This window comes from Prevotella pectinovora, from assembly GCF_041323955.1.
Taxonomy (GTDB): Bacteria; Bacteroidota; Bacteroidia; order Bacteroidales; family Bacteroidaceae; genus Prevotella; species Prevotella pectinovora.
In genome coordinates this window covers 443340-457393 of record NZ_JBGLIV010000001.1, presented here as the reverse complement: position 1 = coordinate 457393, position 14054 = coordinate 443340, and the positions used below count along the sequence as shown (strand labels likewise).

Annotated in this window: 6 protein-coding genes; all 6 read left to right on the top strand. The window is 49.0% G+C overall.

Features of this window, described 5'->3' with window-relative positions; translation table 11 throughout:
• Positions 1-411: 411 nt before the first annotated feature.
• On the top strand, positions 412-4851 hold the full coding sequence (locus ACDC99_RS01760) for a two-component regulator propeller domain-containing protein (protein ID WP_370755580.1): 4440 nt from the start codon (positions 412-414) through the stop codon (positions 4849-4851).
• A 158-nt stretch (positions 4852-5009) separates the two neighbouring features.
• Positions 5010-5981: a hypothetical protein gene (locus ACDC99_RS01755; protein ID WP_287073518.1), complete on the top strand. Its 972-nt coding sequence runs from the start codon at positions 5010-5012 to the stop codon at positions 5979-5981.
• 140 nt (positions 5982-6121) lie between these two features.
• Entirely contained in the window at positions 6122-7867 is a 1746-nt protein-coding gene (locus tag ACDC99_RS01750; protein WP_370755578.1) for a polysaccharide lyase, read from the top strand.
• 374 nt (positions 7868-8241) lie between these two features.
• Positions 8242-9387 (top strand): AAA family ATPase, encoded by a 1146-nt coding sequence (locus ACDC99_RS01745; protein ID WP_370755576.1) that lies wholly within the window; start codon positions 8242-8244, stop codon positions 9385-9387.
• A 77-nt stretch (positions 9388-9464) separates the two neighbouring features.
• A complete protein-coding gene (locus ACDC99_RS01740; protein ID WP_288763058.1) occupies positions 9465-12557 on the top strand; it encodes a glycoside hydrolase family 2 TIM barrel-domain containing protein in 3093 nt (1030 codons plus the stop codon).
• A 403-nt stretch (positions 12558-12960) separates the two neighbouring features.
• Complete coding sequence (locus tag ACDC99_RS01735) at positions 12961-13986, top strand: IS110 family RNA-guided transposase (RefSeq protein ID WP_042517114.1); 1026 nt, start codon at positions 12961-12963, stop codon at positions 13984-13986.
• The last annotated feature ends 68 nt before the right edge of the window (positions 13987-14054 follow it).

Here is a 14054-nt window from a genome sequence, read left to right as displayed (position 1 = left end):
AAGCGGCATAGGAACAACAGTACCTCTGTCGAAAAAAGAAAAGGCGGACTTGAAAATGCGAATCCTGTTTGCATTGAAATCCGACGCATGACAAGAATGAAATTTATATTACAACTCTATACCAATTATCGTTTTTCAGGATACAAACATAGCAGCCCCAACCGGATGTCAGGACTGGTCTGAAAAAGACACATTATTCACAGCCTGATACCGTATGGAGGAGAAATACTAATAAAAGAAAGTGGGAATATGCGAATATTCCTGCCTTTCTTTTTATATTTTGAAGAAATGCCGTAACTTTGGAGCCAAATCGATCATCATTGAATAGCTACATAAAACGGCATAATGACCGTTTTGATGGTGGCCACAGAGTAATAAGACTACTGACAAACAACTACAAGAGGAATCATCATGAAAACCATAATATTGGCAATACTCTCATTGCTTATCCTGCCGTTGCATACTAAAGCACAGGCTACGGACATGACAGTGGATAGATACTCCACCGAAAACGGACTGCCATCCACTGCCGTCTATGGATCTCTCAGAGACCGCGACGGACTGCTATGGCTCGGCACATGGTACGGACTGATGTCGTATGACGGAACGAAATTCACGCAATATGCCACCCGACGCGACACCAAGTCGGACATCCCGCCACGCAAGGTCATCACAATCGTGGAGGACAACAGAAACAACCTCTGGATAAGGACCACAGACAACCGACTCTTCCGATTCGACAAGACCACCGAACGCTTCAATGACATGTATTCGGAACTGAAAGGCGTGTCGAAGAACATGAGGGTGATAAAGGTGCAGGCGATGGACAACGGCAACACGCTGCTATACACACGCGACAAGTGCCTGTATGAGGTCTTCACAGACAAGGAAAACAACCCCGCTATCAAGCCCATATACAACTCACGCCACGACATCGACAGGACGACGATGAGACTCAAGCACAACGTGGTGGGCGAGACGGCTGACTACATATTCTGGCTGGGACCTAACTTCGAGGTAGCCACAATATCAAAACCCAAATCTCTCAAAGGCAAAAGGATAATCTCACGACCGGGCAGAGGCGTGAAGGCCACATGTTTCGGCATCGGGAACGGCTTGGTGATGATTGGCACGGCGAATGGCTATGCCATATCCATCAGCATGAAGACGGGACAGACACGCATCATACGCACCACCTCTACATCGCCCATAAACACCATCACTACGATAGGAACCCAAACGTATCTCTCTACTGCCGACGGCATTTATGACGTGAACGGGAAACTGGTTTCCGCCATAAAGACAAAGGCAGAAACGGCTTTCGCCGACAAGGAAGGGAAACTCTGGATATATGGTCTCGCCGACGGACTGACCATGTTTGACCCAAAGACAAAGGCAACCGAACATTTTGCCACACCGATGGAAACAACGCTGGATGCCGTGAAATTCTGCGATGCCGGCGACAACGGACTCTTCGTGCTGCTGCGCAACGGAAAGGTGTGGCGCTATGACAGGACAACGAAACGGATGGGCAGCATAGACAATATGCTGACATCAACATTCACCCAACAGCTCACTCCTACGTTCTTGAATGAACAAGAGAGTCCGTCATTCTCTGATATCAATATCGACAGAGACGGACTGCTATGGCTCTCGTCTACAAACAGCGGCCTGTTCAAGGTGCGCTTCCCACACCGACATATCTCCTATCTGCTTTCCTCGCTTCTCGCCGGCGACACCAACCCGAATGACAACAACTACGGAATACGCGCCCTGTACCAGAGCCGCGACGGACTACTGTGGATTGGCACAAGGCGGGGAAACGTTTACTGCGTGGATCTGATGACCAACAGCGTGGTGAGGAAATACAATGGCACGATGGGCATCGTATACAACATCATGGAAGACCGCAGCGGCAACATCTGGCTGGCATCCAAAGGTGGCGGACTGACGAAGGCCACTCCCGACAAAAGCTGTCAGCAGGGCATGAGACTGACCACATACAGAAACAATGCCAACGACCGCTATTCGCTGAGCAACGACAAAGTGTATTACACCTTCCAGGACTCAAAGGGCAGAATTTGGGTATGCACATACGGCGGAGGTCTGAACCTCATAGCAAACAGAAACGGAAAGACAGTGTTCATAAACAAGAACAATGAACTGAAACAATATCCTCACAACGACCTGTATCTGAACGTGAGGCAGATAGCCGAAGACAACGACCACACGCTATGGGTGGCAACCACCGACGGACTGCTCTCGTTCGGTGCCGGTTTCAAGGCACCGAAAGACATCACAATAAACGACTACAGACGGGGCGACAACCCAACCGTAGTGGACAACGACATATTCTCCATATTCAAAGACAGCAACGGAAGCATCTGGCTCAGCATCTTCGGATGCAGCACAAACAGGATAATGGGCTACGACAAACGAAGCGGAAAGCTGCATCTTGAGAGCATGCGTGAAAACAACATGGTGGGCAACATAGTGTCTACTATGACCGAAGACCACCATCACCGCCTGTGGCTGACGACTGAAAACGGACTGACAAACATCAGCTTCTCTGATAGCGACCACTCGGTGAGGACATACGGATTCCTCGACGGAGTGATGCGCAACAAAGTGGAAGACAACAGCAGCATCTGTCTCTCCGACGGCAGGATTCTCATGGGCTGCAGGGAGGGAATAATAGTGTTTAGTCCTGACGAACTGGATAAGGATTCAAGACATGATTACAAGACCATCATCGTGGACTTCAAGGTGCAGAACCGCAGCCTCGACAGCTTCTCCCCCGCCATCAGCGAGATGTCGCCACGATATGCCAAGGAGATAGTGCTCAACCACGACCAGAACATGTTCTCCATAGAGTTTACCACTCCGAACTTCATAGACAACAGCCGCACTACATTCAAATACATCCTCGACGGATATGAAAACGAATGGCACCTGAACGACAACAGCCGTCTGGCGTCATACGCCAACGTGCCGCCTGGCAAATACACATTCAGAGTGAAGTCTGTCTACGACGACTCACCAGAATGCACTATCCTCATCACAGTGCTGCCACCATGGTGGGCCACGTGGTGGGCATACGCCATCTATTTCATCCTCCTGTGTCTTGCCATATATGCCGGCATCAGACTCTCGCTATATATGATAAGGATGCGCAACGAGGTGTATATCAACGACAGACTGGCGGAACTGAAAATCAGATTCTTCACCAACGTGAGCCACGAACTGCGCACACCGCTCACTCTCATTAAATCGCCAATCGAGGAACTGAAACGCCACGAAACGCTAAGCAGCGAGGGTAAGGAATATCTGCAACTAATCGACCGCAACACTTCAAAGATGCTGCATCTCGTGAACCAGATTCTCGACCTCCGCAAACTGCAGAACAAGAAGATGCGTCTGCAGCTCTCTCATGCCGACATCAATGCCATCGCAGAGGCGTTCTGCACGGAGTACCGTCTCGCAGCCAAAGACCGCAACATCACGCTATCTTTCAATCTGCCCGAAAAGCCCGTCATGGCTTGGTGTGACGCCGAGAAGATTGCCGTAATAGTGAACAACCTGCTGAGCAACGCATTCAAATATACCGACCATGGCGGCAACATCGCCTTGACTCTGACTGCCGACTATGATGCCGACATCTGCCGCATCACAGTGAGCGACGACGGTGTAGGAATTCCGGAAAAGCAATTGGAAAAGATATTCGAGAGATTCTCTATGGCAGACAACGCCCAATCTTCTGACTCACACCAGCATGGAACGGGAATAGGACTCAGTCTGTCGCGCGAATTCACCGCTCTGCATCATGGCAGGATATGGGCGGAGAATCTTGCCGACGGCAAGGGAGTGGCGTTCACTCTCGAAATACCGATGAGCAAGGAGAAGTTCAAAGACGACGACCACGACATCCTGCTTGGCGACAATATCAATCCGCAGGATCTGACCTACGCCGGCGACACGGAAGGAATCAGCAGTGATGCCGCAGATAAGGCTGCCGCCAACGACGATACCCATTCTGAAGACCAGTACCGCCCTACACTTGTGCTCGCCGAAGACAACAGTGATCTCAGACGGATGCTGCAGCTACAGCTGAGCCACTCCTATCATGTGGTGACGGCTACAGACGGTGCCGACGCTCTGGAAAAGATTCTTGACGTGCATCCCGACCTCATCATCACAGACCTCATGATGCCACGTATGGATGGCGTGGAACTGCTGAAGAGAGTACGGCGTGACTTCAGCGTGAGCCATGTTCCGGTGATAGTGCTGACAGCAAAGAACGGCGATGACGACATGATGAAAGCAATCGCCACTGGTGCCAACGCCTTCATCACAAAACCTTTCAGCCACGAGATGCTTGCCACACGCATCCAGCAGCTGTTGCGCGAACAGAGCATATTCCAGCGCAAGATGGTGCTGCAGGCAAAGAACAGTGCAGAACCTACAGCAAAGGGCAACGGATACGAGGACCATCTGGCAAAGAAAGACCTGCAGTTCGTTGACCGCATCCGCACTATCATAGAGGAGAACTTACGGAACAATGACTTCAACATCGACACGATAGCCGAGGGTGTTGGACTGAGCCGTTCGGCATTCTTCAAGAAGCTGAAGAGCCTGACGGGGCTCGCCCCCGTAGACCTCGTAAGGGAAATCCGTCTCGACAAGGCAGAGAAACTCGTCGTCACCACCGACAAGAGCGCTTCTGAGATAGCCTATGAAGTGGGCTTCAAGGAATCAAGCTATTTCGGCAAATGCTTCAAGAAGAAATTCGGCATGACACCATTGGAATATCGCAACAAACAAACAAGCAAAGATAACAATGTTAACATGTAGATATATTGTGTGCTTTACGGTTAAAAGATTTTAAATAAACGCGTACATATACACATATTTAAAATATAAGCAATACTTTTGAAACGTATTTCATACAATCATAAAAAAGCAGGACTGAAAAAATTAAGCATCTATTAAACTTCAAAAACTAACGAAACATGAAGAAAATTTTTACTCTTGTATCAGTTGCGCTCTGCGCAATGAGTTTAAACGCACAGGAAGTGTGGAAGGCTGCAGACTATAATCTTGAGAACGTCGTACAGGGCGAAGCCACATCAAACATCTACGGTGGAGGCACTGCCGATGCCCCAGACACGAGCAAGCCGTCAACACTCAAGACTTTCATTATAACAGCTGAGACCGAAAACATGACCATGACAGCCGTTTCTACACCAAACGGCGTGAAAGAAGGCGACAAAGAACCCGTAGCATGGGAGCTTAAAGGCAAAGTGGACGGCAACGATGCACTTATTGTTGACGGATGTAACCCAAAGTTTGCACAGTATCTGATGGGCCAGGGAAACCCGGAGTTAAGCCACTGGGAGTTTGACGAGGAAACAGATAACGGTACGGCACACCGCGTGTACGGCACATACTGGGAACCGGGCATGGATATGCCGCAGAAGGGTCTCTACTACAGATTCTCTGCAAAGAAATCAGGAACTCTCAAGGTTGCCATCTACGGCAACAAGAACCAAAACCCTACATACATTGTTGATGCCGACACGAAACAGCCACTCGCTCCTTCAACAATCGACGTTTCCATCTTCTACCAGAACACTGGCTTTGCCTTCAAGGGTAGCGTTGACACAGGCGACGCTGAATATCTGAACACTGGCAAGATGGCCGACGACTACGTTCTGCAGCACACCAACGGCATCACACAAAACCGTCCGGTTCTCGGATACGTTTCATTCCCTGTAGAGGCTGGCAAATCTTACCACATGTTCAACACAAAGAGCCAGATAGGTATCTACGGTTTCGAGTTTACAGTCGGAACAACAGGTATCAGCGACATCACTGTCAACAAGGCTAATGCCAATGCTCCTATCTACAACCTTGCAGGTCAGCGCGTAAACAACAATGCCAAGGGCATCCTTATCCAGAACGGAAAGAAGTTTGTTAAATAATTCAGCAATAACAATAATCTAATCCCTCTCATACCCAAACACTATGAGAGGGATTTTCATGTATAGGCAAATGGTTACACATCATTGTTGCCAACGTCATAAAATAAGCTAAAAGGATAATTAAAACAAACATAACAATTATGATTAGCAAAAAACTATTGTTGGCTGCGCTGACCCTCATGGTCGGCTCAGAGGCGGTACACGCACAGTACCCCGTAATCACACAAGAGGCAAAAGCGAAAATCGACTCATTGACAGCTGTTTGGACAGCCCATTCTGATTCTGCATGGGCTGTTGCATGGCCTATCGTCAAGGCTGAAGCTATGAAAGGACGCCATTATGTACCTTGGGCTTCTCGTCCATACGACCTGCGCCAGGCAAAGATTCCAGCATTCCCTGGAGCCGAGGGTGGCGGTATGTACACATTCGGAGGCCGTGGCGGAAAGGTTCTCACAGTAACAAACCTCAACGATGACGGTCCTGGCTCGTTCCGTTGGGCTTGTGAACAGGGTGGTGCACGTATCGTTGTCTTCAATGTATCAGGAAACATCGTGCTCAAGACTCCTATCATCGTACGTGCCCCTTATATCACCATAGCCGGACAGACCGCTCCAGGAGAGGGTGTACAGATTTCCGGAGAGTCATTTCAGGTTGACACCCATGACGTAATCGTCAGACACATGCGCTTCCGCCGCGGCAACACACACGTATGGTACCGTGAAGACTCTTTCGGAGGCAATCCTGTCGGTAACATTATGATTGACCACTGCTCTTGCGAGTGGGGACTGGACGAGAACATCTCGTTCTATCGCCACATGTTTGACCTCCATGACGGCAAGCCAAAGCGCAAGGTACCAACAGTAAACGTAACAATCCAGAACACCATATCAGCCAAGGCTCTCGACACATGGAACCATGCCTTCGGATCAACAATTGGTGGAGAGAACTCATCGTTCATGCGCAACCTCTGGGCTGACAACACTGGCCGCAACCCGTCTATCGGATGGGGAGGCGTGTTCAACTTCGTGAACAACATCATCTACAACTGGGTTCACCGTACTGCTGATGGTGGTGAATACTCTACAATGAGTAATTTCATCAACAACTACTACAAACCAGGACCTCTCACTCCAGAAGGCCCTATCAGCTATCGTATCGTAAAGAGCGAGAGCCGTAGCAACAAACTCTTCGATTATCCGCAATACGGACGAATATATGCTGCAGGCAACATCGTTGAAGGCAACGAACGCGTAACAAAGGACAACTGGGACGGCGGCATACAGATTGCCGACAAGGATCTTCCTAACGGTATTCCTGATGACGTAAAAGCACTGATGCACTCTGACGAACCGTTCACCATGCCTCACATGACCATCATTCCTTCTGATCAGACTTTCGATAAGGTTCTGTCAAACGTAGGAGCTACTTTCCCTTGCCGCGACATCGTTGACCAGCGCATCGTTGAGGAGGTTCGCACAGGACAGGCTTATTACGTAAAGAAACTTCCAAAGAAGAATCCATACGGAGATATGTGGGGACTCTCCGACAAATCAAAGAACGAAGAAGGCTTCTTCAAATACCGTCGTCTTGACAATGATTCTTACAAGCACGGAATCATTACCAGCATCGAGCAGATGGGAGGATTCCCTAAATACAAGAAGTACACTGCATGGAAAGATTCCGACGGTGATGGAATGCCAGACGAATGGGAGATTGCAAATGGTCTGAACGCCAACGACCCGTCTGACGCCAACCTCGACTGCAACGGCGACGGCTACACCAACATCGAGAAATACATCAATGGCATCGACACCAAGAAAAAAGTGGACTGGACCGACCTCCGCAACAACCACGACACTCTCGAAGGCAAGACAAGTCTGATGTAAAGAAAGAGTATACGAAAAGGTAACAAAACACACAAATGAATACAAATCCGCAAATCAAGCTCATTGGTCTGCGGATTTTTTATTTCAAACAGGCCATCAGACCGTTGGGGGGTATCCTTTACGATACAGAAATCACGCCAAGACAAAATCTATTGTATACGGAAACCATTCACTAAATTTGCGAAATCAGAAAAGCAGCTGCTGTATTCTGAAAACAATACAATACCATCAAATCCCATTAAATCCTCAACCTATAGCACATATTCGCTATAGGTTGCGGATTTACAACTTTTAAACAACCTTGTTTTAAACAACCTTGTTTAAAACTATTTTTTTTCATATCTTTGCATGCGTAACATCAATACTATCCAGTTATGGCAAAGAACTTTGAAACTCCATTTGTTTTCGGTGTTCGTGTAGAAGGCGATACTTTTACTGACAGAAAAGAAGAGACAGAACGACTGAAGGCTAACTTTAACTATGGCATCAACACCATATTGATTTCTCCACGCCGTATGGGAAAGACGTCGCTTGTCGACAAGGTATGCTCGCTCGTTAAAAGTGATGACATAAAGATTGCACATATTGACGCTTTCGGTTGTCGCTCTGAGATAGACTTCATCAATGCCTTTGCAACGGCAGTGGTACGTGCAACATCAACTAAATGGGAGGAATGGATGGAAAACACGAAAGTATTTTTAAGCAGGTTTGTCCCTAAGATAAGTTTCGGACAAGACCCTTTGACTGACTTTTCCATCTCTTTGCAATACAATGCAAGCAACAGTACAACAGAAGACGTGTTGAAGCTACCAGAATTGATAGCACAAGCCCAAGGCTATAGGATTATAGTGTGCATAGATGAATTCCAGCAGATTGGCGATTTCAACGACTCGTTGATATTTCAGAAGAAACTACGGGGAATATGGCAACTACAGAAACACGTTTCATATTGTCTCTACGGAAGCAAGAAACACATGATGGAAAAAATGTTCCAAGACCAGAGCTATCCGTTTTATCGCTTTGGAGACCTGTTTTATCTGAACAAGATAAGCGAAGAGAATTGGGTAGCATACATATGTGAGCGTTTCAAAATAACAGGAAAACATATATCTGAAGGACTTGCACACACCATTTGCTCCGTGACAGACAGGTATTCTTCTTATGTACAACAACTGGCATGGCTTGTTTGGCTGAAAACCAAGACAGAAGTGACGGAATCTGATGTACAATACGGTATCAACCGTCTGCTCGATGCTTGTGAACCACTGTTCATCCAGCAGACAGAAGATCTTTCTGCCTATCAGATGAATTTTCTTCACGCCTTGGTAAATGGCGTACACACGGGATTCACACAGTCAGCGGTCTTGAACACTTACCGCTTGGGCACGGCCGCCAATGTGACAAGACTCAAAAAAACTCTCGTTGAGAAAGACCTCATCTCGCTCACTGCTCCTAAATATATGGAAATGTGTGATCCGATACTTGCCTTATGGCTGAAAAAGAGGGTTTGGAAAGAGTGACGACACGTTACATACCGACCTCACGGACGTCAATCCTATATAATCATGCATTTTTATATAATTATATACAAGACGTTATGAAACACATCATACTCGCTGCCGCACTGGCCCTTGCCACTGCAGCCCAGGCACAGCAACACGACTGGGAGAACCAGTATGTGCTGCAAAAGAACCGTATGCCGGCACGTGCCGCCTTCATGCCGTATCTCAACGGGAATGGCGACATGCAGATGTCGCTCGACGGGGAATGGAAATTCAACTGGACCAAGACACCCGACGAACAGCCGGCTGACTTCTACAGTCTCTCGTTCGACGACACCGGATGGACTACTTTCGGAGTGCCTGGCGACTGGGAGATGAACGGCTACGGCACTCCCATATACAGCAGCTCCGGATACACTTTCAAGATTGACCCGCCCCACGTGATGCGGGAACCGAAGAAGACCTACACCGCCTATACGGAACGCAACCCCACGGCTTGCTACCGCCGCACATTCTCCCTGCCTGCATCATGGAAGGGGAAAGAGGTGTTCGTAAGGTTCGGCGCCGTGTCGAGTGCCTTCTATCTGTATGTCAACGGACAGCAGGTGGGCTACTCTCAGGGCAGCATGGAACCGGCAGAATTCTGCCTCACGCCATATCTGAAAGAGGGCGACAACATGATAGCGATAAAGGTGATGAAATATTCAGACGGCAGCTATCTCGAAGACCAGGACATGTGGCGCATCGCCGGAATACACCGTAGCATAACCCTCTTTGCCACGCCGAAGATACGCATAGCCGACTTTGGAGTGCGCACGCTTATTGATGATGATTATAGGGATGCGGAACTCGTGATCGACCCGAAACTCAGCGTCTGCGGCGACGAGAAGGGAAAGGGCTACCGCATCTCGGCAATGCTCTACGATGCCGACGGGAAAGCGGTGACCGACACTGCCCTGTGGCATGCCGCCGAACCGATGCTGAATCTTGACAAGAAGGGAAAGATTCTCAACCAGCGCAACCCGCAGCGTGGCTACGCTCCATACGGATGGCTGAAGACCACTATAAAGAACCCACACAAATGGGACGCCGAGCATCCCTATCTATACACGCTGAAACTCGCCCTCACCGACTCTGCCGGAAATACGGTGGAGAGGGCCGAGACGAAGGTGGGATTCCGCAAGGTGGAGATAAAAGACGGTATGATGCTCGTGAACGGAAAGCAGGTGAGGCTGCGCGGAGTGAACCGCCATGAGATGGACCCTGAAACGGGACACGTAATGACGGAGGAACGCATGGTGGAGGACATCAGACTGATGAAGCAATGCAACATCAACGCCGTGCGCACCTGCCATTATCCCAACACCGAACGGTGGTATGAGCTTTGCGATGAATACGGCATGTATGTGATGGACGAAACCGACATAGAGGAACACGGACTTCGGGGCACTCTCGCCTCTGACCCCACATGGGCAGCGGCATTCATCGACCGCACGCAGCGGATGGTGATGAGAGACAGAAACCATCCGTCGGTGGTGTTCTGGTCGCTTGGCAACGAATCGGGATGGGGTCCCAACTTTGCCATGACAGCGGCATGGATTCATGAATACGACCCCACACGCCCCGTACACTACGAGGGAGCACAGGGCGCAGACAACAAGGACCCGGAGTATGTCGACGTGATTAGCCGCTTCTATCCTCGTGTGCAGGAAGAATATCTCAACCCTGGAGTGAAGGACAACAATATGGAGCGTCCTGAGAACGCACGATGGGAACGTCTGCTGAGCATCGCCCGGAAGACCAACGACAACCGTCCGGTGCTCACCAGCGAATATGCCCACGCCATGGGAAATGCCCTCGGAAACTTCAAGGAGTATTGGGACGAGATATACAGTCACAAGCGGATGCTCGGCGGCTTCATCTGGGAATGGGCAGACGAAGGGATATTCAAGAAACGCGACGACGGAAAGACGATGGTGGCATACGGCGGTGACTTCGGCGATGTGCCCAATCTGAAGGCTTTCTGCGTGAAGGGCATAGTATCGTCTGACCGCAAGCTTACTCCCAAATATAATGAGGTGAAACAGGTGTATGCGCCGATGGATGTCCAGCTCACGGGCAACAGGCTGCATGTCGTGATGCTCGACAATATGGTGGAGATGGACAATTACCGTATCGCATTTAACATCACGGAGAACGGAAAAGTGATAAAGAAAGGTGAGATAAAGGATCTGACAGTACCTTCCGTCAAGTTCGACCCTGCTGCCGATGTGCGGCTCAATGTCAGCATCCAACTGAAAAGCGACACCAAGTGGGCAAAGGCAGGCTTCGAAGTGAAACACGAGCAGTTTGCCATCAACGACCGCCTCGCCACAGCCTTCAGTCCCATGCCGCTGAAAACCGGCAGAGAGGCTGACATGAAAGAGGCAATGGAGTGGTTTGATATCGTGAAGCCCCACTTCTTCCGCGCTCCTCTCGACAACGACAAGGGATTCGGCAACTGGATAGCTAAAGACTGGAAGAACAACAGGCTTGACTCTCCGGAGACTGTCACCGTGAAGCCTCTCGACGCCAAACGCAATGCCGACGGAACGGTTACTGTGACCACAACACAGGAATGCCGCTATGCCAATGGCAAGATAACCACAGACTATGTATACACCATGGATGCTGACGGATCTGTGGATTTCAGCGCCACGTATACTCCTGAGGGACAGTTGCCGCCACTGCCATGCATCGGCAACACGTTCTTGATGGACAAGGATATGACCCGCTTGTCATGGTATGGACAGGGATTGCAGGACAGCTATGTGGACCGCCTCGAAGCTACGGGCATCGGCAGATGGACAAGCAGCGTGGACCAGGAATACGTACACTATCCGCGGCCACAGTCGAGCGGCAACCATGAGCAGACCGTCACGCTATCTCTCACCGATGCCAAGGGCAGAGGCTACACCGTGACGACAGCCAACGCCACTCCGTTTGCCTTCTCTGCCCTTCCCTATTCGGAGCATCAGCTGTCTACCGTAGCCCACGACTGCGACCTGCATACTGAAAACAACGTCTTTCTCAATATCGACGCGGCAATGATGGGACTGGGAAACAGCAGCTGCGGACCTGGCGTGCTTACCAAATACTCCATTCCTCAGAAGCAGCATTCACTGCATGTGATGTTCAAGAGAAAATGATTTCCGCCAGTCTCTGACAATAACTTGACAGAGTTATCAGCAGTCAAAGGAAACTTCTTATAAAATATCACACAAAACGGCAAGCTGTTATAAGATACAACACAAAACGGTCTAATGACCTCTAAGTTTGCAGAAGATTGCGACGAAGTCGCATAAACTCCAAAATAATCAAGGTAAAACTATGATTGCTAAAGACAGTTTCGTACCTTTGTTGTAAAAAGGTAGAATCGGTCTGTCGAAGAGGTAAACCAGCTAATGACCCAGCCGTAAAGCTATAAATCGTTTAGGTCCTCATCGACATAGTTGCAAAGACCAGATAGAAAGTTATCGGCTCTGAGCCTTGTTAGAGTGTTAGTCCATACAACTATTGACCAATTCTACACAATATAACTCGTACAAAGTTATGAAGAATTTATTTATCGGAGTTGATTTTTCGAAAGAAAAAGTTGATGTGGCTATCCTTTTTGCAGACGGACTGGCAGAAACCGCTGCTAGAGTGTTCAACGAGTTCAAGACAACCGTGTCTGGCTATAGGCAGTTGGTCAAGTGGGTTGAGCAGAATTCCTGCGGTATCGACTCGTCCTTGTGGCTCTTCTGTGGCGAGAACACGGGCGACTACAGCAAGGGACTGTGCAACTTCCTCTACGGTAAAGGCTACGACATGTGGCTTGAGAACGCAAAGAGCATCAAAGACGCATCTGGTCTTAGACGATTGAAGTCTGACCGTGCTGACGCCTCGATGATTGCAGAATACGCCATGAGGAATTACGATAAAGCCGTTATGTACGAGCCTCTTAGCGAGTCGCTTACACAACTGCGTGAGCTGTTCCTATACCGTCAGATGATCGTAAGACACAGATGCAGTTTCCAGGTGCGTAGAGGCGAAAAGCGACTCACTATGGAGAAGTCGCCAGTCAAGACAATGATTTCGCAGAGCGGACGGCACATCGTCTCTGAACTCAATAAGGAGATAGAGAAGATAGATAAGCGCATTGCCGATCTCATCAAGTCGGACGAGGAACTCACCGAGGTGTTCACCATCGTGACCTCGGTGCCTGGCATAGGAACGCAGAACGCTGTGTGCCTGATGGTGTACACCGACAACTTCCGGCGTTTCAACTACGACTCACGCAAGATTGCCTGCTATTACGGCCTAGCTCCATTTGGCAAAGATTCGGGAACCAGTGTGCATTCCGATCCGCATGTACATTATATGGCTAACCGCCAGATAAAGGCCATGCTGACGCAAGCGGCACTAGCTGCCGTCAACTTCAATCCCATTATGGCGAGGTACTACATGCGCCTCGTAGAACGAGGAAAGAAGAAGCAGGTTGCACTGAACAATGTCAAGAACAAACTTGTACATTTGGTCACAGCCATGGTCAGAAATCGCCAAACATTCACCCCTGAATATAAAATCTCAGCATAAATTGAAAATAATGGTCAAAACATTTGGATATTAACATAGAAAGCGATTTGGGTTTAAAGAGGGATTGC

Excerpts from the sequence above, each read along its gene's own strand:
- ACDC99_RS01760 (WP_370755580.1), top strand. The coding sequence starts at position 412 with ATGAAAACCATAATATTGGCAATACTCTCATTGCTTATCCTGCCGTTG.
- ACDC99_RS01755 (WP_287073518.1), top strand. The coding sequence starts at position 5,010 with ATGAAGAAAATTTTTACTCTTGTATCAGTTGCGCTCTGCGCAATGAGT.
- ACDC99_RS01750 (WP_370755578.1), top strand. The coding sequence starts at position 6,122 with ATGATTAGCAAAAAACTATTGTTGGCTGCGCTGACCCTCATGGTCGGC.
- ACDC99_RS01745 (WP_370755576.1), top strand. The coding sequence starts at position 8,242 with ATGGCAAAGAACTTTGAAACTCCATTTGTTTTCGGTGTTCGTGTAGAA.
- ACDC99_RS01740 (WP_288763058.1), top strand. The coding sequence starts at position 9,465 with ATGAAACACATCATACTCGCTGCCGCACTGGCCCTTGCCACTGCAGCC.
- ACDC99_RS01735 (WP_042517114.1), top strand. The coding sequence starts at position 12,961 with ATGAAGAATTTATTTATCGGAGTTGATTTTTCGAAAGAAAAAGTTGAT.